The following is a 20260-nucleotide window of genomic DNA, read 5'->3' on the forward strand; positions in this document are numbered from 1 at the left end:
GAGCCCGAAAAGTTTCCGACAATGGAGGGGAAAGCGCCCATCATGCGAAGGTCAGCGCTGGCCGCTATGGCGGCCATCGGCTCCGTCAGCCTGCTTCTCGCAGGCTGCAGCAAGGCCGATGACAACAAGAACGAGAACGGCACCAAGTCGGCCGGGGCCAACGCCGCGACCAAGGGCGTCGTCAACGCGTCCGACAAGAAGGGCGGCACGCTCACCTACGAGCTGTCCGACGTCCCGGACTCGTTCGACCCGGGCAACACGTACTACGCCTACATGTACAACCTCAGCCGGCTGTACGCCCGCCCGCTGATGACCTTCCAGCCCGGTGCGGGCGAGAAGGGCAACACCCTCGTCCCGGACCTCGCGGCGAGCAAGGGCGTCCCGAGCGACGGCGGCAAGACCTGGACGTACAAGCTGCGTGCGGGCCTGAAGTACGAGGACGGCTCGCCGATCACCTCGAAGGACGTCAAGTACGCCGTCGAGCGCTCCAACTTCGCGCGTGACGTGCTCTCCCTCGGCCCGAACTACTTCCAGCAGTTCATGGCCGACGGCGACAAGTACAAGGGCCCGTACAAGGACAAGAGCGCCAAGGGTCTGTCCTCCATCCAGACGCCGGACGACACCACGATCGTCTTCCACCTGAAGCAGGCCTTCCAGGAGTTCGACTACCTGGTCGCCGCCCCGCAGACGGCTCCGGTGCCCAAGGCGAAGGACACCGGCGTCGACTACGTCAAGCACATCGTCTCCTCGGGCTCCTACAAGTTCCAGAGCTACGAGGACGGCAAGCAGGCCGTCCTGGTGCGCAACGAGAACTGGGACGCGAAGACGGACCCGCTGCGCAAGCAGCTGCCGGACAAGATCGTCGTCAAGCTGAAGGTCAACCCGGAGACCATCGACCAGGACGTCCTGGCCGGCGACGCGATCGACCTGGCCGGTACGGGTGTCCAGGCCTCCACGCAGGCCAAGGTGCTCACCGACGCCTCGAAGAAGGCCAACACGGACAACACCTACGGTGGCCGTCTGGTCTACCTGGCGATCAACACCACGGTCGCGCCGTTCGACAAGGTCGAGTGCCGCAAGGCCGTGCAGTACGCGATCGACAAGGTCTCGGTGCAGACCGCCGAGGGCGGCCCGATCCGCGGTGAGGTCGCCTCCACGGTCCTGCCGCCGGACATCCCGGGCTACGAGAAGGCCGACGCCTACGCCACCTCGGGCAACAAGGGTGACGCCGCCAAGGCCAAGGAGCAGCTGAAGGCCTGCGGCAAGTCGTCGATCTCGACGAACATCTCGGCCCGCTCGGACCGTCCGCAGGAGATCGACGCCGCCACGGCGATCATCAACTCGCTGAAGAGCGTCGGCATCAACGCCACCCTCAAGCAGTACCCGTCCGGCAAGTACTTCACCGACTACGCGGGTGTGCCGAAGTTCACCAAGAAGCAGAACATCGGCCTGGAGATGATGCAGTGGGGTGCCGACTGGCCCTCCGGCTACGGCTTCCTGCAGCAGATCCTGAACGGCAAGGCGATCAGCCAGTCCGGTAACACCAACCTGTCGCAGTACGACAACAAGGACGTCAACGCTCTGCTGGGCAAGGCGATCGGTACCCAGGACGACACCGAGCGCAACAGCCTCTACACGCAGATCGACAAGAAGACCATGGACGATGCCGTCCTCGTCCCGCTGACCTACTTCAAGGTCCTGCTCGCCCGCCCGCAGAACTACACCAACCTGGTTTCCACGGCGGCCTTCAGCGGTCAGTACGACTACCTCAACATCGGCGTCGCGTCGAAGTAGCAGCCCCGGAAGGCAGGTGAAGGCATTGGTGCCCGCGGGCTTCGCGGCCCGCGGGCACCAGCGCCGGTCCCCGTGATCTCGTACATCCTCCGCCGGACGTTCGCGGCAGTGATCCTGCTGCTGGTCGTCTCCGCGGTCACCTTCGCCATCTTCTTCCTGCTGCCACGGCTCGTCGGCCAGACAGCGGACCAGCTGGCGCAGCAGTACATCGGCAAGAGCCCCTCAAAGGCGGACATCGCCGCTGTCAAGCACAACCTCGGTCTGGACCAGCCCGTCTACGTCCAGTACTGGCACTTCATCAAGGGGATCGTGGCCGGCGCCACCTACGACCTCGGCCCCACCACGGTGCACTGCGACGCGCCCTGCTTCGGTTACTCCTTCAAGAACCACCAGGCAGTCTGGCCGGAGCTGACCTCACGTCTTCCGATCACCCTCTCGCTGGCCGTGGGTGCCGCCGTCCTGTGGTTGATCTCGGGTGTGGTGGCCGGTGTCGTCTCGGCGCTGAAGCCGCGCTCGGTGCTCGACCGGGGCTTCATGGGCATCGCGCTCGCCGGCGTCTCGCTGCCCATGTTCTTCACGGGCAACCTGGCGATCCTGCTCTTCGAATACCAATGGCCGATCTTCGGCAAGACCTACGTCCCGTTCACCGAGAACCCCTCGCAGTGGGCCAACACCCTCTTCCCCGCGTGGTGTTCGCTGGCGTTGCTCTACTCCGCCATCTACGCCCGGCTCACCCGCTCGGGCATGCTGGAGACGATGAACGAGGACTTCATCCGCACGGCCCGCGCCAAGGGCCTGCGCGAGCGCAAGGTCGTCGTCCGGCACGGTCTGCGGGCCGCCCTCACCCCGATCATCACCGTCTTCGGCATGGACATCGGCCTGCTGCTCGGCGGTGCCGTGATCACCGAGAGCGTCTTCTCGCTGCCCGGCATCGGCCAGTACGCGGTGCAGGGCATCACCGACAACGACCTGCCCAAGATCCTCGGCGTGACCCTGCTCGCCGCCTTCTTCGTCGTGATCGCAAATCTCCTGGTGGACGTGCTCTACGCCGCCGCCGACCCGCGGGTGAGGCTCTCGTGACCGAACTCTCCAAGACCGGCGCCGCCGTGGGCGAGCCCACCTCCACCGGCAAGGCACCCGAGGCCTTCCTCGAGGTCCGCGACCTCAAGGTGCACTTCCCGACCGACGACGGCCTGGTCAAGTCCGTCGACGGGCTCAGCTTCTCGCTGGAGAAGGGCAAGACCCTCGCCGTCGTCGGCGAGTCCGGCTCCGGCAAGTCCGTCACCTCGCAGGCCATCATGGGCCTGCACCGGCTCGGCACCCGCGGCAAGAACGTGCAGATGTCCGGCGAGATCTGGCTGGACGGCAAGGAACTGGTCTCCGCCGCCCCGGACGAGGTGCGCAAGCTCCGCGGCCGCGAGATGGCGATGATCTTCCAGGACCCGCTGTCCGCGATGCACCCCTACTACAAGGTCGGCGACCAGATCGTCGAGGCCTACCGGGTGCACCACGACGTCAGCAAGAAGGTCGCCCGCACGCGGGCCATCGAGATGCTCGACCGCGTCGGCATCCCCGAGCCCGCCAAGCGTGTCGACGGCTACCCGCACGAGTTCTCCGGCGGTATGCGCCAGCGCGCCATGATCGCCATGGCGCTGGTGAACAACCCCGAGCTGCTCATCGCTGACGAGCCGACCACCGCCCTCGACGTGACCGTCCAGGCGCAGATCCTCGACCTGATCCGGGACCTGCAGAAGGAGTTCGGCTCCGCGGTCATCATGATCACCCACGACCTCGGTGTGGTCGCCGAGATCGCCGACGACGTCCTCGTGATGTACGGCGGCCGGTGTGTGGAGCGCGGTCCGGCCGGCGAGGTCTTCGAACAGCCGCAGCACCCCTACACCTGGGGCCTGCTCGGCTCGATGCCCCGCATCGACCGCGAGACCTCCGAACGGCTCATCCCGGTCAAGGGCTCCCCGCCGAGCCTCATCAACGTCCCCTCGGGCTGCGCCTTCCACCCGCGCTGCCCGTACGCGGACATCCCCAAGGGGAACGCCACCCGCACGGTGCGCCCCGAGCTGGAGCAGGTGAGCACCGGACACTGGTCCGCCTGCCACCTCTCGACCGAGGACCGCCAGCGGATCTGGACCGAAGAGATTGCGCCGAAGCTGTGAGTGAGACCAAGAAGACGGACACTGCCGCCGAGGCCGCGATCCCGAAGCAGGCGTCGGCTCCCGAGGACCGCGAGGTGCTGCTCCGGGTCGAGGGCCTGACCAAGCACTTCCCGATCAAGAAGGGCATCCTGCAGCGCCAGGTCGGCGCCGTGAAGGCCGTCGACGGCATCGACTTCGAGGTGCGCAAGGGCGAGACCCTGGGCGTGGTCGGCGAGTCGGGCTGCGGCAAGTCGACCATGGGCCGGGTCATCACCCGGCTGCAGGACCCGACCGGCGGGAAGATCACCTTCGAGGGCCAGGACATCACGCGGCTGAGCACCGGGCAGATGCGTCCGCTGCGCCGCGACATCCAGATGATCTTCCAGGACCCGTACGGCTCCCTGAACCCCCGTCACACCATCGGCTCGATCGTCTCGGCGCCCTTCCGGCTCCAGGGCGTGGAGCCCGAGGGCGGGGTGAAGAAGGAGGTCCAGCGGCTCCTCGAACTGGTGGGTCTGAGCCCGGAGCACTACAACCGCTACCCGCACGAGTTCTCCGGCGGTCAGCGCCAGCGCATCGGCATCGCCCGCGCGCTCGCCCTGAAGCCGAAGCTGGTGGTGGCGGACGAGCCGGTGTCCGCGCTGGACGTGTCGATCCAGGCGCAGGTCGTCAACCTCATGGACGACCTCCAGCAGGAACTCGGCCTCACCTACGTGATCATCGCGCACGACCTGTCCGTCGTCCGGCACGTCTCGGACCGGATCGCGGTGATGTACCTCGGCAAGATCGTCGAGCTGGCCGACCGCAGCTCGCTGTACCAGGCGCCGATGCACCCGTACACCAAGGCGCTGATGTCGGCCGTGCCGGTGCCGGACACCAAGCGCCGTGGGCAGAAGAGCGAGCGCATCCTGCTCCGCGGCGACGTGCCCTCGCCCATCGCCCCGCCCTCCGGCTGCCGCTTCCACACCCGGTGCTGGAAGGCGACGCAGATCTGCAAGACGACCGAGCCGCAGCTCGTGGAGCTGAAGCCGGGTCAGCGGGTCGCCTGCCACCACCCGGAGAACTTCGCCGACCAGGCGCCGCAGGACACGGTCCTGCTGTCGGTGGCGAAGGCGGCGTCGGAACTGGTTCCGGACGCGGTGGCCTCCGGCGGTGCGGCGGAGAAGGAGCCGGTCGCCGAGAAGGAGCCGGTCGCCGAGAAGGCGGCGGCTTCCGAAGAGGCGGCCGTCTCCGAGGAGGAGGCTCCGGCTGCCGAGGACGCGGCTGTCTCTGAGGAGGCTCCGGCTGCTGAGGACGCGGCTGTGTCCGAGGAGGCGTCGGCTTCCGAGGAGGAGGCTCCGGCTTCCGAGGAAGAGGCTCCGGCTGCGGAGGACGCGGCTTCCGACGGCGACGCGGCCGTTTCCGAGGACGAGGCGGCTGCCGAGGAGGCCGCTGCTTCCGAGACCGCGGCGGAGTCCGGCGCGAAGACCGGCCCCGGCGCGAAGGTCTCGACCGAGAAGGCCGGGAAGGACTCCCAGGAGTCAACCGACAAGTAACGCATGACAACTGGGCAAAGTCATGCACATGCCCGAGCGGGAGAGTGCAGAGTCGTCCGTGTCCGACCACTGATCGGTACACGCTCGAAAGGGACGATTCATGGCACTCTCCCGTTCGGCACGTTTAGGCTCGCTCGCCACCGCGGCGGCCTCCTTCCTCGTCATCGCCGCCTCCGCCGCCCCGACCCCAGGCGCTCCCGGCATCGGCGACACCTACTTCCCTCGGCTGGGCAACGGCGGCTTCGACGCCCGGCACTACGACCTGGACATCGCCTACGCCCCGGACACCGGCCGCCTGGACGGCCGTACGACCCTCACGGCCCGCGCCACCCGCAAGCTCTCCTCCTTCGACCTCGACCTGCAGCAGCTGGAGATCACCAGGGTCGAAGTCGACGGCAGACGCGCCCGGTTCACCCGTGACGGTGACGAGGTCACCGTCACCCCGCGGCACAGTCTGCGCGCCGGACGGGACTTCACCGTGAGCGTCACCTACGGCGGTGTGCCGCAGGCCCTCGGCGGCCCCATCGTGTTCGGCTCCTCGTACGGCTGGATGAAGACCGACGACGGAGTCTTCGTCGCCTGTGAGCCCAACGCCGCCTCGACCTGGTTCCCGTCCAGCGACCACCCCTCCGACAAGGCGACCTACGACATCCGGATCAAGGCACCGCGGGGCCTGACCGGCGTCTCCAACGGCCGGCTCGTGTCGACGTACGACAAGGGCGGCTCGACGTACACCCACTGGCGGGAGCGCAGGCCCATGGCCACGTACCTCGCGACGGCCACCATCGGGAAGTTCGACGTGCGCACCGGGCGGACCCCCGGCGGCATCCCGGTCTATGTCGCCGTCGACCCGGTGCTGAAGAACAGCAACAACGTCGACGTGTACGCCGTCACCTCCGCGGCCACCGACTACTGGTCCCAGGTCTTCGGGCCGTACCCCTTCGAGGAGACCGGCGCGATCGTCGACGACATGCCCGAGGCCGGGTTCTCGCTGGAGGTGCAGAGCAAGCCCGCCTACTCGGCCGTGCGCAGCGAGACGACCATCGTGCACGAGCTGGCCCACCAGTGGTTCGGCGACTCGGTGAGCGTGGCGCGGTGGAAGGACATCTGGCTCAACGAGGGCTTCGCCACCTACGCCCAGTGGCTGTGGGCGGAGCACCAGGGCACCCGCTCCGCCCACGACTCCTTCCTGGCCGGCTACAACGCCCGCCCGGCCGACTCCGCCTTCTGGCAGATCGAGGTGGCCGACCCACAGCGCGACACGATGTTCGCCTCCGCCGTCTACCAGCGCGGGGCGATGACGCTCCAGGCGCTGCGCGAGCGGATCGGCGACAGCGCCTTCTTCGAGCTGCTGCCCGCCTGGACGAAGCTCCACCGGTACGGCAACGCGGACACCGCCGACTTCATCCGCCTCGCCGAGCACGTCAGCGGGCGGCAGCTGGACGATCTCTTCGATGCCTGGCTGTTCACAACAGGGAAACCGAGCCTGTGAGCCTGGCTTTGTAAGGTTCAGGCGCTTCGACAGGTAAGAATGTCAGGGTGCAGCTCCAGCAACTCTTCAGTCCCTCCGTCCAGCACACGCTCGATGTCATCGGCATCTTCGTGTTCGCGATCTCCGGCGCGCTGCTGGCCGTCCGGAAGAACTTCGACGTCTTCGGCATCGCCGTCCTCGCCGAGGTCACCGCACTGGGCGGAGGGCTGTTCCGCGACCTGGTCATCGGGGCCGTGCCCCCGGCCGCCTTCACGGACCTCGGGTACTTCGTCACCCCGCTGCTGGCCGCGCTCGTCGTCTTCTTCCTGCACCCGCACGTGGAGCGCATCCAGGCGGCGGTGCTCGTCTTCGACGCGGCCGGTCTCGGCCTGTTCTGCGTGAGCGGTACGACGAAGGCGTACAGCTACGGCCTCAATCTCACCGCGTCGGCGACCCTGGGCCTCGCCACCGCCGTCGGCGGCGGCGTGCTGCGGGACGTCCTCGCCAACGAGGTCCCGTCCCTGCTGCGCTGGGACCGCGATCTGTACGCCGTCCCGGCTATCGTCGGTGCCACGATGGTCGTGCTGTTCATCCACTACGACGCCCTGACCCCGTTCACCAGCGGGCTCGCGGTCGTCACCGGCTTCGTGCTGCGGCTGCTCGCGATGCGGTACCACTGGCGAGCGCCGCGTGCGTGGAACCGCCGGTCGACCGTGACCGAGGAGTAGCCGCGGTGGATCCGGTGGCCCCGGCCTCGGTCCGCGTGAGGGAACCGGTGGCTCCGCCGCCGGAGCCGTCCCGTCCCCCGGCGTGGTTCTCGCCCGTCTGCAGGGTCAGCCAGCGGAAGACCTCCGGGACCTGTGGCCGCCACAGCGCCATGGTGTGGCCGCCGGCGCTGCGCGGCAGGAACACCACGTGCACGGTCGTAGGAGCCTTGGCGACGGACTCCAGGGCCACGCCCGCCTGGTAGCCGTCGCCGGACTCACCGGAGAGGTACAGCGCGACCCGGGGCGGCACGGGCGCCTTCCTCAGCAGCAGGTAGGGATTGTTCTCGGCGCGCAGGGCGGGGGTCTGGGCGGCGAGGGAGCCGCGTTCGCCGATCGGGTCGTTGTAGCCGGACAGGCTCACCGCGGCCCGGTAGCGGTCGGGGTGGGCCACCGCCAGCTTGGCCGCGCAGTGCGCGCCCGCCGAGTACCCGGCCACCGCCCAGCCCTGGGGCGCCGGCCGGGCCCGGAAGTTGTCCGTGACCATCTTCGGCACGTCGATGCTGAGCCAGCTGTCGGCGTTGACCTGGCCCGGGATGTTGGCGCAGCCGGTGTCGGCTCCGGCCAGCAGGTTGGTGCGCGGGGCGACCAGGATGAACGGTGCCACCCGCCCGCTCCTCATCAGCGGCAGCAGCTGCTCGTGGGCCCCCAGCGACCCGAACCACGCCTTGGCGGATCCGGGGTAGCCCGGCAGCAGCTCGACCACCGGGAACGTGCGGTGCCGGTAGGCCGGGTCGTCGTACTGCGGCGGCAGCCAGACGTAGACCTCCGCGTTCACGCCCGAGACGCGGCCCTTGAGCTGGGTGACCCGGACGCCCCCGGCCGCACCCATGCCGGGCCCGTGGGCCGCCGTGAAGCGCTGCTCGACCCTGGGCAACCGTTTCACCGCGATCCCGCCGGTACCGTCCGGGCCCAGGTCCGCGGCCCGCTGGACGTGGTCGCCGGTGCCGAGCAGGTCGGCCCAGTCGTCGTACAGGCTGTTCTGGTTGTTGACCAGGACGAAGACCAGCGTGACGGCCGTGCCCTGGGCGAACAGCAGCATCAGTACCCGCGCCGCCGCCCGCAGGGGCCTGGGCCCGCGCAGGCGCGACCACAGCGCGAGCGGCAGGACGAGGGCGACCACGGCCAGTGCGACGGCCGTGCAGAGGAACGGGGTCCCGGTGAGGCTCATGCCCTCCTAGAGGGGAATCACGGGCCCCGGGTTGTGGACGTGTCGGGACACTTACCGAGAAATTGCCGGGATCCCACCGGGGGCGGCGCGGCAGCCGGAGGATGTCATCCGCCCGCAACAACCAAAGCTACCGCTTAGTAATTTCCTGTTGTACCGTTCATCCATGCCAGAAGCAGCTTCCGCCCCCTCCGCCCCTCTCGGCTTCGCTCGCGCGGGGGGACCCCCGACGCGGGCCGTGATCGGCGACAGCGAGTTCGACCGGGACACGGCGGTCACCCGGCGCGCGCCCGGCGTCTACGACATCGACCTCTCGGCCGGCTGGACCATCATCAGCGCCGTCAACGGCGGCTATCTGCTGGCCGTGCTCGGCAGGGCCCTCGCGGACACCCTCCCGCACCCGGACCCCTTCACCGTCTCCGCGCACTACCTGACCGCCTCCCAGCCGGGCCCGGCGGTCATCCGCACGGAGCAGGTGCGCACCGGCCGCACCCTCTCCACCGGCCAGGCCTCGCTCTTCCAGTACGACGACGAGGGCAACGAGGTCGAGCGCATCCGCGTCCTCGCCTCCTACGGCGATCTCGCCGCCCTCCCCGACGACGTCCGTACGACGGCGACCCCGCCCGCGATCCCGCCGCTGGAGCAGTGCTTCGGCCCCGACGACTCTCCCGCTCCGGTGCCGGGCAGCTCGGCCATCACCGAGCGGCTGATGATCAAGCTGGACCCCGCCACCCTCGGCTGGGCGCTCGGTGCCCCCTCCGGCAAGGGGGAGATGCGGGCCTGGTTCGGCCTCGCCGACGGCCGCGACGCCGACCCGCTCTCCCTGCTGCTCACGGTGGACGCCCTGCCGCCGACCGCCTTCGAGATCGGCCTCATGGGCTGGGTGCCCACGGTCGAACTCACCGTCCACGTCCGCCACCGTCCGGCCCCCGGCCCGCTGCGGGTGTCCATCACCACCCGCAACCTGGCCGGCGGCTTCCTGGAGGAGGACGCCGAGGTCTGGGACAGCGAGGACCGCCTGGTCGCCCAGTCCCGGCAGCTCGCCCGGGTCAGGCTCGGCTGAGCGGCTCGCGCCCCAGCCAGGCCGCAAGCCGCTCGTAGGCGCCGGCCCCCGCGGGGGCCGGCACCGGTGCGCCGAAGGGACGGCCCTCACGCGGTCCGTCCGGCAGGGCCTCGTACGCGGCGGCGAGGGAGAACTCGGCCGGCTCCGGGTCGAGCGGGAGGGGGCGAACAGCGGCACGGTCGCACCGTCGCCGCCCTCGCCGACGAGGGCGATCCGGCGGGTGCCGCCGACGACATGGCCCAGCGGCGTGCGCACGTCGAACTCGGCACAGGGAGTGGGGCCGGTCAGCTGTCGGGGCGTACGGTCCGGATGAGCCGGGCGGCCTGGGGCCGTGGCGCGGGTGTACAGCGGGCGGGGATCGGTGGGCATGGCCGGCCTTTCTTCGCGTGGGTGCTCGACAGGGGCTTCCCGGAGAACCTGACAACGGCCGTCGGCCATTTGCCCCGGCCACCCGCACGGCGGGATCCTGGCGCGGTGAAGTCCGGCCGGCTGCTGTCGATCCTGCTGCTCCTGCAGACCCGGGGCCGCGTCCCCGCGCACGAACTCGCCGACCGGCTCGAGGTGTCGGTCCGCACCGTCTACCGGGACATCGAGGCGCTCTCGGCCGCCGGCGTCCCGGTCTACGCCGAGCGCGGCCGGCACGGCGGCATCGAACTGCTCGCCGGCTTCCGCACGGACGTCACCGGGCTGACCGCCGACGAGTCCCGCGCCCTGTTCGTACTGGCCGCTCAGGGCGCACACGCCGCACTCGGTCTCGACGCGGCCCTAGGCTCGGCCCTGCGCAAGGTGATGGCCGCGCTCCCGGCGCCGCACCGGCCCGCCGCCGAGGTGACCAGCCGGCGCATCCTGGTCGACGCGACCCGCTGGAAGAGCGGCCCGCGGCAGGCCGTCGACCTCCAGGTGCTCCAGGACGCGGTCTTCTCCGACCGGCGACTGAGACTGCGCTACCGGCACAGCGGGGAGCGGGAGCCGCGGACGTACACCGTGGACCCCTACGGCCTGGTCGCCAAGGCCGGCGTCTGGTACCTGGTCGCCGACCGGCGGGGTGCCCCCCGGTTGTTCCGCGCCGACCGGGTGCACTCGGCCCGGCTGCTGGACGAGCCCGTCCGGCGGCGGGACGGAGTCGAACTCGGCGCCGTCTGGGAGGTGCTGCGCCGCCAGGTGGAGGAGCGGGAGGACGGGGTCGAGGTCACCGTGCGGGTCCGGCGCGAGGTCCTGGACCTGTTCCGGCGGATGGTCGCCGCTCAGCTGACGGACCTGCCCGACGACGACGGCACGAGCGCATGGGTCACCGCCCGGCTGTCGTACCCGGTGCCGCGTGCGGTGCGCCAACTCCTCGCGTTCTCCGACCGGGTGGAGGTCCTCGACCCGCCCGAGGCCCGCGCGGAACTGCTGGCGGGGGCCCGCTCCGTCACGGCCCTGTACCAGGGGGCGAGCCCGGCCGACGAATGAAACCCCGGGTGGGACCGGGACTTGGCGCGCGCTTCGCCCTGCTGACTCTCATGAAGCGTGCCCGTCTCCTTCCCGCCGTCGCCCTCCTGGCCGCGACGCCGCTGCTGCTGACCGCGTGCGGCTCCGGCGACGCCTCCTCCACCCGTGGCGACTCGGGTGGGCAGCAGGGCTGCCGGGCCCCGTCCGGGATGCCGACGGGCGGTGCGTCCGGCCGGCCCGGCGGGGCTCCCTCCGGCGCGCCCTCGGGAGCCTCCACGGCCAGGCCGTCCGGCACGCCCGGCGGGATGCCCTCGGGTGCGCCGAGCGCGATGCCTTCGGGCGTGCCGAGCGGGATGCCTTCGGGTGCGCCGAGCGGTGCGCCCGGTGGCCAGGGCGGGCAGGGTGGGCAGGGCCGTTCCGGTGGCGGTCAGGACGGCGGCTGCGGCGGTCCGGGCGGGGGGCAGGCCGGCGGGCAGCCCGCGGGGCAGGTCCAGCGGGGCTGAACCGAAAGGCGTGTCCCGACGGCCGGCGGAGTGACTCAGCCGAGCCAGTGGCTGCGGCCGATGCTGATCAGCCGCAGTTGCCGGACGGCGAGCTGTGTCACCCGCTCCCGCTCCTCCTCCGTGGCCTCCAGCGCCTCCAGGAACAGGGAGGCGGTGATGAGCATCTGGTCGACGTAGAGGTGCGCGAGCATCAGCAGGTCGTCGTCGTTCCAGCCCACCGCCTCCGGGTCCTTGGCCAGTTCGGCCTTCACCTCCTCGGCGAACCGGGCGAGTTGGTCCCGGATGGCCTCGCGCACCGGCTGCACGCCGCCGTGCCGCTCGCGGGCGATGAACCGGACGTGTGCCGGGTACGCGTCGACGTGGTGCGCGATCAACTCGATGGCACGCGTGATGCGTTCCTCGCTGTCGCCCGTCGTGGACACCGTCGTCCGCACCATCGGATGCAGGCTGCCCAGCGCCTCGTCGACCAGGGCGACGCCGAGGTCGGCGGTGGAGCGGAAGTGCCGGTAGAAGGCGGTCGGGGCGACACCGACGGCCCGGGTGACCTCGCGCAGACCCAGGCTGCTCAGGCTCTGCTCCTCCAGCAGGGCGAGAGCCGCGTCGAGGAACGCCTGCCGGGTCTTCTGCTTCTGGGCCTGCCGGATGCCGAGGGTGTGACTCATGTCATCCAGTTAACAACTGTTCTCTGGAATTGAAAAGCCGTCGGAAGCGCTAGACTCGAAGTCAGTGAACAACTGTTACTACAACTGTTCACCGAAACTTCACACCGGCCGAACACGAGGCACCCCGGAGGGGGGATTCGATCCCATGCTGTTCCTCGTCGCCGCACTCATGCTGTTCGGCGTCGTGCTGGGCACCGTGGCCCACGCACCGCTGACCGTCACCGCCGTGATGGCCGCCGCCATCGCCGTCTGGCTCGGCGTCTTCGCGATCCGCGAACGCCACGGCCGCCGTCGCCGCACCTCGGCCAACTGACCGCCGGAAAGGACCTCAGGAGCTGAGCATCATGCAACTCACCGCACCCGCCCCCGGCCGCACCGACACCGCCGCCGGCCCCCACCCGCGCACCCGCGACGCCGACGGCATGGCTGTCGCGTCCTTCATCCTCGGCCTCCTCGGCCTGCTCGTCCTCAACCTCTTCCTCGGCCCGATCGCCATCGCCCTGGCCGCCGTCGCCCTCTGGCGCGGGACGGCCCGCCGTGGCCGTGCCTACCTGGGCCTGGCCCTGGGGGTGGCCGACCTGGCGGTCCTGGTGACCGCGATGGAGCTGTCCCACACGGTGTCCTGGAGCCTGTGACCCACGGCTGACGCCCCGAGGACGAGCTGACGCCCCGAGGACGACGGGGCGGCCCGCAAGGGCCCGCAGCCCAGCCGCGACCACGTCCCCACCGTGGCCGGCCGAGCCGCGACCGCCGGCAGTGCCGGTCGCGTCGCCACCGAGCCCGGTTGCGGCTCACGCGAGGCGCCGTCCGGTCGACGGCGGCCGCTCGTGGCCGACGGGGGCACTCTCGGCCGAGGCCGACCGCAAGGGCCCCGTAGAATCGGCTCACCATGGCTTACCTCGACCACGCCGCCACGACCCCGATGCTCCCGGAGGCGGCGGAGGCACTGACCGCCCAGCTGAGCATCACCGGCAACGCGTCCTCCCTGCACGCCTCCGGCCGCCGGGCCCGCCGCACGGTCGAGGAGTCCCGCGAAACCCTCGCGGAAGCGCTGGGCGCCCGCCCCAGCGAGGTCGTCTTCACCTCGGGCGGCACCGAGGCCGACAACCTCGCGGTGAAGGGCCTGTACTGGTCCCGCCGCGACGCCGACCCGGCCCGCACCCGTGTCCTGGCCAGCCCCGTCGAGCACCACGCCGTCCTCGACGCCGTGCACTGGCTCGGCGAACACGAGGGCGCCACCGTCGAGTACCTCCCCGTCGACTCCTACGGCCGCGTCCATCCCGAGGCGTTGCGCGAGGCCGTCGCCCGCAACCCCGACGACGTCGCCCTGGCCACCGTGATGTGGGCCAACAACGAGATCGGCACCGTCCTGCCGGTCCGTGAACTCGCCGACGTCGCAGCCGAGTTCGGCATCCCGCTGCACTCCGACGCGGTCCAGGCCTTCGGCCAGGTCCCGGTCGACTTCGCCGCCTCCGGTCTCGCCGCGATGACCGTCTCGGGCCACAAGGTCGGCGGCCCCTACGGCATCGGCGCCCTGCTGCTCGGCCGCGAGTACACCCCCGTCCCCGTCCTGCACGGCGGCGGTCAGGAGCGGCACGTGCGCTCCGGCACCCTCGACGTCCCGGTCATCGCATCCTTCGCCGTCGCCGGCCGCCTCGCCGCCGAGCAGCGCGAGTGGTTCGCGCGCGAGATCGGCGCCCTGCGGGACCAGTTGATCGACGCCGTCCGCGACGCGGTACCGGACGCGATCCTCGGCGGCGACCCGGCGCCCGAGGGTCGTCTTCCGGCCAATGCGCACTTCACCTTCCCGGGCTGCGAGGGCGACTCCCTGCTGCTCCTGCTGGACGCCCAGGGCATCGAGTGCTCCACCGGCTCCGCGTGCACCGCGGGTGTCGCCCAGCCGAGCCACGTCCTGCTCGCCACCGGCACCGATCCGGATCTGGCCCGCGGCACCCTGCGCTTCTCCCTCGGCCACACCTCCACGGAGGCGGATGTCGAGGCGGTCGCCAAGGCGATCGGCCCGGCGGTGGAACGGGCCCGGGCGGCGGGGCTCAGCTGAGCTGAGACACGAAACGACCTACGAGGCGGGTTCCCTTCGCCGGCATGGTCCGGATCAGGTATCTGGGGGTCGCCGTCCGGTTCTGTCCAAGCAACCTTTCGGCCTCTCAGCCCGAGCGTCGACGTCGGCACCAGCGGAGACTGTCCGTCTCTCGCTGAAGTCGGCTACTCCGCTTGGACTCCCTCACTCGTCTCGTAGGCCTGCCCTCATAATAGAACTCCCGGAGCCGGACAAAAAGGGCTAATCCCTTGATTTTTTTGCCGGCAGGGCGCGGCTGTGCCGTGCCGGTCGGGCCCCGGCCGCGCGCGCTTGTCGCACCAGCCTCAGATAGCGTCCCCAGTCCCAGTGCGGCCCCGGATCCGTGTGATCCGTGCCCGGCACCTCCACGTGGCCGATGATGTGCTCGCGGTCCACGGGCAGGCCGTACCGCTCGCATATCGCCGCCGTCAGCCGCGCCGAAGCCGCGTACATGGCGTCCGTGAAGGAGGAGGCGTCTTCCACGAAGCCCTCGTGCTCGATGCCGACGCTGCGCTCGTTGTACTGCCGGTTGCCCGCGTGGAAGGCCACGTCCAGTTCTCGGATCAGCTGGGTGACGCGGCCGTCCTTGCGCACGATGTAGTGGGCGGCCGCCCCGTGCGCCGGGTCCCGGAAGACCTTCACCGCCGACGCGTAGCCGCCCTGGGTGACGTGCACGACCACCCGGTCCACGCGGTAGTCGTCCGGCCGGTCCGCCAGGCGGTAGTTCGCCGGTGAGGCCGCCACCCAGCGCGCCCCCCGGAAGTCCACCGCGCCCGCCACCCGTGGCTTCTCCACGCCCGGCAGCCGCCACCACAGCCGGGACAGCTCCTTGCGGGCCAGCACGGCCGTGCCCACCGCGGCCGCGGCCCCGCCGGCCAGCAGGGCCCGCCGCCCCAGCCGACGGTCGGTGTCGTCCTTCGCCGCCCCCGCGCGGTCCTCGCTCGCCCCCATGTGATCTCCAACGGATATCCGGCGGACCCGGTTCCCGCGCCCCCGTACTCTGGAAGGGCTATGACTGACACCCCGCAGCGCACCCGTCCCCTCCGCGTCCTCGCCGCCATGTCCGGCGGGGTCGACTCCGCCGTCGCCGCCGCGCGCGCCGCGGAAGCCGGCCACGACGTCACCGGCGTGCATCTCGCGCTCTCCGCGAACCCGCAGTCCTTCCGTACCGGCGCGCGGGGCTGTTGCACCATCGAGGACTCACGGGACGCCCGCCGCGCGGCGGACGTCATCGGCATCCCGTTCTACGTCTGGGACCTCGCCGACCGCTTCCGCGAGGACGTCGTCGAGGACTTCGTCGCCGAGTACGAGGCCGGCCGCACCCCGAACCCGTGCCTGCGCTGCAACGAGAAGATCAAGTTCGCCGCGCTGCTCGACAAGGCACTGGCCCTCGGCTTCGACGCCGTCTGCACCGGCCACTACGCCAAGGTGATCGTGCACGAGGACGGCTCCCGCGAGCTGCACCGCGCCTCCGACATGGCCAAGGACCAGTCGTACGTCCTCGGGGTCCTGGACGACAGGCAGCTCGCCCACGCGTTGTTCCCGCTCGGCGACACGGTCACCACCAAGGAGGAGATCCGCGCCGAGGCCGAGCGCCGGGGCCTCGCGGTGGCCAAGAAGCCCGACTCGCACGACATCTGCTTCATCGCCGACGGCGACACCCAGGGCTTTCTGGCCCAGCGGCTCGGCAAGGCCGAGGGCGACATCGTCGACGAGGACGGCAACCGCCTGGGCACGCACGAGGGCGCCTACGGCTACACCATCGGCCAGCGCAAGGGCCTGCGCATCGGCACCCCGGCCGCCGACGGGAAGCCGCGCTACGTCCTCGACATCTCCCCGGTCACCAACACGGTCACCGTAGGCCCCGCGTCCGCCCTGGACGTCACCGCGCTCACCGCGATCAAGCCCCGCTGGTGCGGCACCGCCCCGGCCGGCCCGGGCACCTACACCGCCCAGCTGCGCGCCCACGGCGGCGAGACCGAGGTGACCGCCGAGCCGGTCGACGGCGAGCTGAAGGTCACCTTCGCCGAGCCGGTCCGCGGTGTCGCCCCCGGCCAGGCCATCGTGCTGTACGACGGCACGCGGGTCGTGGGCTCGGCGACGATCGCGACGACCACGCGCGCGACGGCGGCGGCGGTCTAGCACGCGCGGGGGAGCGCGCCTCACCCCGCGACGAAGTCCGCCAGCACGGGGCCGAGCACGTCCGGTTCCACCACGTGGGTCTGCCCCTCCAGGACCCGGTACGTGCCCCGGGCCACCGTGTCCGCGATCGCGCGGGACGCCTCGCGCAGGAACTTCGGGCTCGCCCCGCCCGCGACCGACAGCACGGGCACGGAGACCGCGGCGAGCCGTTCCCGGGGGAGCAGGCCGTCGCCCATGACCGCGTCGTCGTACGCGAGGCTCGGCGCCACGGCCTCCATACCGGCCCACATCGGCGACCGGCGGGCGCCCTGGATCATCTCCTCGGCCAGGCCCGTCAGACGCAGGAACAGCTCCACCGCGTCCCCGCGCCGGCCCTCCGCGAGCGCCTTGCCCAACTGCTCCTTGTAGACGGCCTCGCGCTCGGCGCCGCCCGGCAGGAAGTCGGCGAACGGCACCTCGTACACGGCGACCCGGCTCACCGGCAGCCCGCTCGCCGCCGCCTCCAGCACCAGCGCGCCGCCCGAGGAGACCCCGAACAGCGCCGCATCGCCGCCCACCGCGTCGATCAGCGCCGCCAGGTCCTCCACCTCGCGGGCGACCTCGTAGGGCGGTGTGTCACCGCTCGCGCCGCGGCCGCGGCGGTCGTGGACGACGGCCGTGCAGCGGTCCGCGAGCCGGTGGGCCAGGGGCGCCACGGTGCCGCCGGTGGACATCGCGCCGCTCACCAGGATCACCGTGGGCCCCTGCCCGATCACCTGGTACGCGAGGGAGGTGCCGTCGCGGGAAGTCGTCTTCTTGTCCATGGCCGTGCAGACTGCCGCACGGTGCCGGACTCATCGGTCACGACACGTCGACGTCGTAGAAGCAGAGGTGATCCTTGATCCGGGCGACGTCCGGTTTCGGATCCGGATACGCCCATGCCAGATCGGGCGCGTCCGGCACCGACCAGTAGGACGCCGTGCCCTTGAACGGGCAGACCGTATGGGTGTCGGACGGGGTCAGCAGATCCAGGCGCACGTCCTCGGCCGGGATGTAGTAACGCACCGGGCAGCCCGTCTCGCGCAGTACGAGGGGACGGTCGGTCTCCGCGAGCACCTGGTCGCCGCGCACCACGCGCACGTGCCGCTCGCCGGGTTCGATGGTGATCGTGTGTCCTTGTGCCATACCAGGACAGCGCCGGCCGGCCCCGAGTTCTTCCCGCGTACGGTAGGGGCCATGAACATCTGCGTCTTCCTGTCCGCCGCCGACCTCGACGAGCGTTACACGCGCCCCGCGCGCGAGTTCGCGGAACTGATCGGCAAGGCCGGTCACACCCTGGTCTGGGGCGGTTCCGACGTCGGCCTGATGAAGGTGGTCGCCGACGGCGTGCAGGAGGCGGGAGGCAGGCTGCTGGGCGTCTCCGTGGAGTTCCTCGCGAACAAGGCGCGGCCCGGCGCGGACGAGATGGTCATCGCCGGCGATCTCGCCGAACGCAAGAAGCTGCTGCTGGACAAGGCCGACGCCGTGGTGATCATGGTCGGCGGCACCGGCACCCTCGACGAGGCCACCGAGATCCTGGAGCTGAAGAAGCACGGCCGTACCACCAAGCCGGTCGTGCTGCTGAACACCGCCGGCTTCTACGACGGCCTCCAGGAGCAGTTCCGCCGCATGGAGGCCGAGGGCTTCCTGCCGCGACCGCTGTCCGAGCTGGTCTTCTTCGCCGACGAGCCGGCCGGTGCCCTGGGCTACCTGGAGGAGCACCTCAGCGGCCACTGATGCGAGCATGGCGGACATGGCTACTCATGTGATCACCGGGGCCGGTTCGGGCATCGGCGCGGCCGTGGCCCGCCGGCTGCACGCGCGCGGGGACGAACTCGTGCTGCACGCGCGTGACGCGGGCCGGGCGAAGGAACTGGCCGCCGAGTTCCCGGGGGCGCGCACCCTCGTCGGCGACCTCGCGGACCCGGACAGGCTCTCCTGGGCGTTCTCCCACCAGACGCTCCCGGACCGCGTGGACTCGCTGCTGCACATCGCCGGAGTCGTGGACCTCGGCGACGTCGGCGACCTGACCCCGAAGTCCTGGCACCACCAGCTCAACGTCAACCTGATCGCCCCCGCCGAGCTGACCCGGCACTTCCTGCCCCAGCTCCGCGCGTCCCGCGGCCATGTGATCTTCGTCAACTCCGGCGCCGGACTCAACGCGCACGCCGGCTGGTCCGCGTACGCCGCCTCCAAGCACGGCCTGAAGGCCCTCGCCGACTCCCTGCGCCAGGAGGAGCACGCGGGCGGTGTCCGGGTCACCTCGGTCTACCCCGGCCGCACGGCGAGCCCCATGCAGGTCAAGGTGCACCAGCAGGAGGGCAAGGAGTACGACGCCTCGCGGTGGATCGACCCCGAGTCGGTCGCCACGACGATCCTGACGGCCCTGGACCTGCCGAGGGACGCGGAGGTCAACGACCTGACGGTACGGCCGGGGCGCTGATCCCGGCCGGAGGGTTCCGTAGGCTTCCCTGGTGAGCGAAAACAGCGTGTTCAGGTTCGGTGGGGCCACCGGCGTCGGGTCCCTGCCCGGTGGCGATGCGCGCGAGGCCGCCAAGACCGCCACCGGGTCCTTCGAGGACTTCCCCTTCCTTGCCGAGCTGCCCGCGCGGGGCCCCGGTGCCGACATGATCGGCCGTACCGCCGGGATGCTGGTCGAGCTGTACGCGCGCGTGGAGCCCAGCGGCTGGCGGATCGGGGACCGGCCGGGCCGGGACACCAGGCGGGCCCGCTCCTGGCTGGGGGAGGACCTGGACGCCCTGGAGGAGTTCACGCAGGGCCACGAGGGCGACCTGAAGGTACAGGCGGTCGGGCCGTGGACGCTGGCCGGAGCCCTGGAGCTGAGGAACGGCGAGGCCGCGCTGTCGGACCCCGGTGCCTGCCGTGATCTCGCCGCCTCGCTGGCGGAGGGACTGCGCCTGCACCTGGCGGAGGTGCGGCGGCGCGTGCCCGGCGCCCGGCTCGTGCTGCAGCTCGACGAACCCTCCCTCACCGCCGTGCTGCGCGGACAGGTGAAGACCGCCAGCGGCTACCGCACGCACCGGGCCGTGGACCGGCAGGTCGTCGAGTCCACCCTGCGGGACGTGATCGGGGCGCACGGCGGCGGACCCGTCGTGGTCCACTCCTGCGCCCCCGACGTCCCCTTCGCCCTGCTGCGCCGGGCCGGCGCGGCCGCCGTCTCCTTCGACTTCGCCCTGCTCACCGAGCGTGACGACGAGGTGATTGGGGAGGCCGTCGAGGGCGGGACGCGGCTGTTCGCCGGTGTCGTCCCCGGCACGGACGGCCCATTGTCAGACCCTGCCGGTAGCGTCATGGGTGTCAGGACGTTGTGGCGCAGGCTGGGCCTGCATCCGGGGCTGCTCGCGGAGGCGGTCACTGTCACCCCGGCGTGCGGTCTGGCGGGGGCGTCCCCCGCCTACGCGCGCCAAGCGCTCGCCCACTGCGTCCAGGCGGCGAGATCCCTCGCGGACAACCCAGAGTAA

The 20260-nt window shown here is 71.2% G+C and carries 21 protein-coding genes; 16 read left to right on the top strand and 5 right to left on the bottom strand.

Going from position 1 to position 20260, the window contains the following annotated elements; genetic code table 11:
- The first annotated feature begins 42 nt into the window (after positions 1–42).
- From ACZ5CW_RS33725 to ACZ5CW_RS33750, 6 genes are all read left to right on the top strand, one after another.
- Entirely contained in the window at positions 43–1794 is a 1752-nt protein-coding gene (locus ACZ5CW_RS33725; protein ID WP_468608192.1) for an ABC transporter substrate-binding protein, read from the top strand.
- 72 nt (positions 1795–1866) lie between these two features.
- Complete coding sequence (locus ACZ5CW_RS33730; protein ID WP_468608194.1) at positions 1867–2874, top strand: ABC transporter permease; 1008 nt, start codon at positions 1867–1869, stop codon at positions 2872–2874.
- Complete coding sequence (locus tag ACZ5CW_RS33735) at positions 2871–3965, top strand: ABC transporter ATP-binding protein (RefSeq protein ID WP_468608196.1); 1095 nt, start codon at positions 2871–2873, stop codon at positions 3963–3965. The genes ACZ5CW_RS33730 and ACZ5CW_RS33735 overlap by 4 nt, the downstream gene beginning before the upstream one ends.
- The gene (locus tag ACZ5CW_RS33740) at positions 3962–5479 is read left to right on the top strand and encodes an ABC transporter ATP-binding protein (RefSeq protein WP_468608198.1); all 1518 of its coding nucleotides are present in this window, start codon (positions 3962–3964) and stop codon (positions 5477–5479) included. The genes ACZ5CW_RS33735 and ACZ5CW_RS33740 overlap by 4 nt, the downstream gene beginning before the upstream one ends.
- A 100-nt stretch (positions 5480–5579) precedes the next feature.
- Entirely contained in the window at positions 5580–6971 is a 1392-nt protein-coding gene (locus tag ACZ5CW_RS33745; RefSeq protein ID WP_468608200.1) for a M1 family metallopeptidase, read from the top strand.
- A 47-nt stretch (positions 6972–7018) separates the two neighbouring features.
- Complete coding sequence (locus ACZ5CW_RS33750; protein WP_468608202.1) at positions 7019–7678, top strand: trimeric intracellular cation channel family protein; 660 nt, start codon at positions 7019–7021, stop codon at positions 7676–7678.
- Here ACZ5CW_RS33750 and ACZ5CW_RS33755 read toward each other — a convergent pair.
- Positions 7587–8885: an alpha/beta hydrolase gene (locus tag ACZ5CW_RS33755; protein WP_468608204.1), complete on the bottom strand. Its 1299-nt coding sequence runs from the start codon at positions 8883–8885 to the stop codon at positions 7587–7589. The genes ACZ5CW_RS33750 and ACZ5CW_RS33755 overlap by 92 nt on opposite strands.
- Before the next feature lie 163 nt (positions 8886–9048).
- Between ACZ5CW_RS33755 and ACZ5CW_RS33760 the strand changes: the two genes are divergently transcribed.
- The 3 genes from ACZ5CW_RS33760 to ACZ5CW_RS33770 all read left to right on the top strand — a co-directional run bounded on the left by ACZ5CW_RS33760 (position 9049) and on the right by ACZ5CW_RS33770 (position 11879).
- Entirely contained in the window at positions 9049–9945 is an 897-nt protein-coding gene (locus ACZ5CW_RS33760; RefSeq protein ID WP_468608206.1) for a thioesterase family protein, read from the top strand.
- 474 nt (positions 9946–10419) lie between these two features.
- Complete coding sequence (locus ACZ5CW_RS33765; protein WP_468608208.1) at positions 10420–11397, top strand: helix-turn-helix transcriptional regulator; 978 nt, start codon at positions 10420–10422, stop codon at positions 11395–11397.
- Between the two features lie 50 nt (positions 11398–11447).
- The gene (locus ACZ5CW_RS33770) at positions 11448–11879 is read left to right on the top strand and encodes a hypothetical protein (protein ID WP_468608210.1); all 432 of its coding nucleotides are present in this window, start codon (positions 11448–11450) and stop codon (positions 11877–11879) included.
- 35 nt (positions 11880–11914) lie between these two features.
- Here ACZ5CW_RS33770 and ACZ5CW_RS33775 read toward each other — a convergent pair whose 3' ends face one another.
- A complete protein-coding gene (locus tag ACZ5CW_RS33775; RefSeq protein WP_468608212.1) occupies positions 11915–12541 on the bottom strand; it encodes a TetR family transcriptional regulator in 627 nt (208 codons plus the stop codon).
- 145 nt (positions 12542–12686) lie between these two features.
- Here ACZ5CW_RS33775 and ACZ5CW_RS33780 point away from each other — a divergent pair, with 145 nt between their 5' ends.
- The 3 genes from ACZ5CW_RS33780 (at position 12687) to ACZ5CW_RS33790 (ending at position 14600) form a co-directional block, all read left to right on the top strand.
- Entirely contained in the window at positions 12687–12854 is a 168-nt protein-coding gene (locus ACZ5CW_RS33780; RefSeq protein WP_468608214.1) for a hypothetical protein, read from the top strand.
- Positions 12855–12885: 31 nt separating this feature from the next.
- Positions 12886–13176 (top strand): DUF4190 domain-containing protein, encoded by a 291-nt coding sequence (locus ACZ5CW_RS33785; protein WP_468608216.1) that lies wholly within the window; start codon positions 12886–12888, stop codon positions 13174–13176.
- A gap of 254 nt (positions 13177–13430) precedes the next feature.
- On the top strand, positions 13431–14600 hold the full coding sequence (locus ACZ5CW_RS33790) for a cysteine desulfurase family protein (protein WP_468608218.1): 1170 nt from the start codon (positions 13431–13433) through the stop codon (positions 14598–14600).
- A gap of 240 nt (positions 14601–14840) precedes the next feature.
- Here ACZ5CW_RS33790 and ACZ5CW_RS33795 read toward each other — a convergent pair whose 3' ends face one another.
- Positions 14841–15569, bottom strand: a complete 729-nt coding sequence (locus tag ACZ5CW_RS33795; protein WP_468608220.1) for an N-acetylmuramoyl-L-alanine amidase — start codon at positions 15567–15569, stop codon at positions 14841–14843.
- 60 nt (positions 15570–15629) lie between these two features.
- Between ACZ5CW_RS33795 and mnmA the strand changes: the two genes are divergently transcribed.
- Positions 15630–16760, top strand: coding sequence for a tRNA 2-thiouridine(34) synthase MnmA (gene mnmA / locus ACZ5CW_RS33800; protein WP_468608222.1), 1131 nt, complete (start codon positions 15630–15632; stop codon positions 16758–16760).
- 20 nt (positions 16761–16780) lie between these two features.
- Here the strand turns inward: mnmA and ACZ5CW_RS33805 are convergent, their stop codons facing one another.
- Together ACZ5CW_RS33805 and ACZ5CW_RS33810 are read right to left on the bottom strand one after the other, a co-directional pair.
- On the bottom strand, positions 16781–17563 hold the full coding sequence (locus tag ACZ5CW_RS33805; RefSeq protein WP_468608224.1) for an alpha/beta fold hydrolase: 783 nt from the start codon (positions 17561–17563) through the stop codon (positions 16781–16783).
- Positions 17564–17600: 37 nt separating this feature from the next.
- On the bottom strand, positions 17601–17924 hold the full coding sequence (locus ACZ5CW_RS33810) for a DUF427 domain-containing protein (protein WP_468608226.1): 324 nt from the start codon (positions 17922–17924) through the stop codon (positions 17601–17603).
- A gap of 51 nt (positions 17925–17975) precedes the next feature.
- Between ACZ5CW_RS33810 and ACZ5CW_RS33815 the strand changes: the two genes are divergently transcribed.
- Genes ACZ5CW_RS33815 through ACZ5CW_RS33825 form a run of 3 tightly spaced genes read left to right on the top strand, consistent with a single transcriptional unit; the run spans position 17976 to position 20260 of the window.
- Positions 17976–18515 carry an LOG family protein gene (locus ACZ5CW_RS33815; RefSeq protein ID WP_468608228.1) on the top strand — a complete coding sequence of 180 codons (540 nt, stop codon included), beginning with the start codon at positions 17976–17978 and terminating at the stop codon, positions 18513–18515.
- 7 nt (positions 18516–18522) lie between these two features.
- Positions 18523–19221 (top strand): SDR family oxidoreductase, encoded by a 699-nt coding sequence (locus ACZ5CW_RS33820; RefSeq protein WP_468608230.1) that lies wholly within the window; start codon positions 18523–18525, stop codon positions 19219–19221.
- Positions 19222–19252: 31 nt separating this feature from the next.
- A complete protein-coding gene (locus ACZ5CW_RS33825; RefSeq protein WP_468608232.1) occupies positions 19253–20260 on the top strand; it encodes a methionine synthase in 1008 nt (335 codons plus the stop codon).

This window comes from Streptomyces sp. NPDC031379 (genome assembly GCF_055569615.1).

Bases quoted from the DNA above. Each gene is read 5' to 3' on its own strand.
- ACZ5CW_RS33795 (WP_468608220.1), bottom strand. From the start codon at position 15,569: ATGGGGGCGAGCGAGGACCGCGCGGGGGCGGCGAAGGACGACACCGAC.
- ACZ5CW_RS33755 (WP_468608204.1), bottom strand. From the start codon at position 8,885: ATGAGCCTCACCGGGACCCCGTTCCTCTGCACGGCCGTCGCACTGGCC.
- ACZ5CW_RS33770 (WP_468608210.1), top strand. From the start codon at position 11,448: ATGAAGCGTGCCCGTCTCCTTCCCGCCGTCGCCCTCCTGGCCGCGACG.
- ACZ5CW_RS33790 (WP_468608218.1), top strand. From the start codon at position 13,431: ATGGCTTACCTCGACCACGCCGCCACGACCCCGATGCTCCCGGAGGCG.
- ACZ5CW_RS33775 (WP_468608212.1), bottom strand. From the start codon at position 12,541: ATGAGTCACACCCTCGGCATCCGGCAGGCCCAGAAGCAGAAGACCCGG.
- ACZ5CW_RS33785 (WP_468608216.1), top strand. From the start codon at position 12,886: ATGCAACTCACCGCACCCGCCCCCGGCCGCACCGACACCGCCGCCGGC.
- ACZ5CW_RS33810 (WP_468608226.1), bottom strand. From the start codon at position 17,924: ATGGCACAAGGACACACGATCACCATCGAACCCGGCGAGCGGCACGTG.
- ACZ5CW_RS33815 (WP_468608228.1), top strand. From the start codon at position 17,976: ATGAACATCTGCGTCTTCCTGTCCGCCGCCGACCTCGACGAGCGTTAC.
- mnmA (WP_468608222.1), top strand. From the start codon at position 15,630: ATGACTGACACCCCGCAGCGCACCCGTCCCCTCCGCGTCCTCGCCGCC.
- ACZ5CW_RS33725 (WP_468608192.1), top strand. From the start codon at position 43: ATGCGAAGGTCAGCGCTGGCCGCTATGGCGGCCATCGGCTCCGTCAGC.
- ACZ5CW_RS33805 (WP_468608224.1), bottom strand. From the start codon at position 17,563: ATGGACAAGAAGACGACTTCCCGCGACGGCACCTCCCTCGCGTACCAG.
- ACZ5CW_RS33745 (WP_468608200.1), top strand. From the start codon at position 5,580: ATGGCACTCTCCCGTTCGGCACGTTTAGGCTCGCTCGCCACCGCGGCG.
- ACZ5CW_RS33760 (WP_468608206.1), top strand. From the start codon at position 9,049: ATGCCAGAAGCAGCTTCCGCCCCCTCCGCCCCTCTCGGCTTCGCTCGC.
- ACZ5CW_RS33820 (WP_468608230.1), top strand. From the start codon at position 18,523: ATGGCGGACATGGCTACTCATGTGATCACCGGGGCCGGTTCGGGCATC.
- ACZ5CW_RS33780 (WP_468608214.1), top strand. From the start codon at position 12,687: ATGCTGTTCCTCGTCGCCGCACTCATGCTGTTCGGCGTCGTGCTGGGC.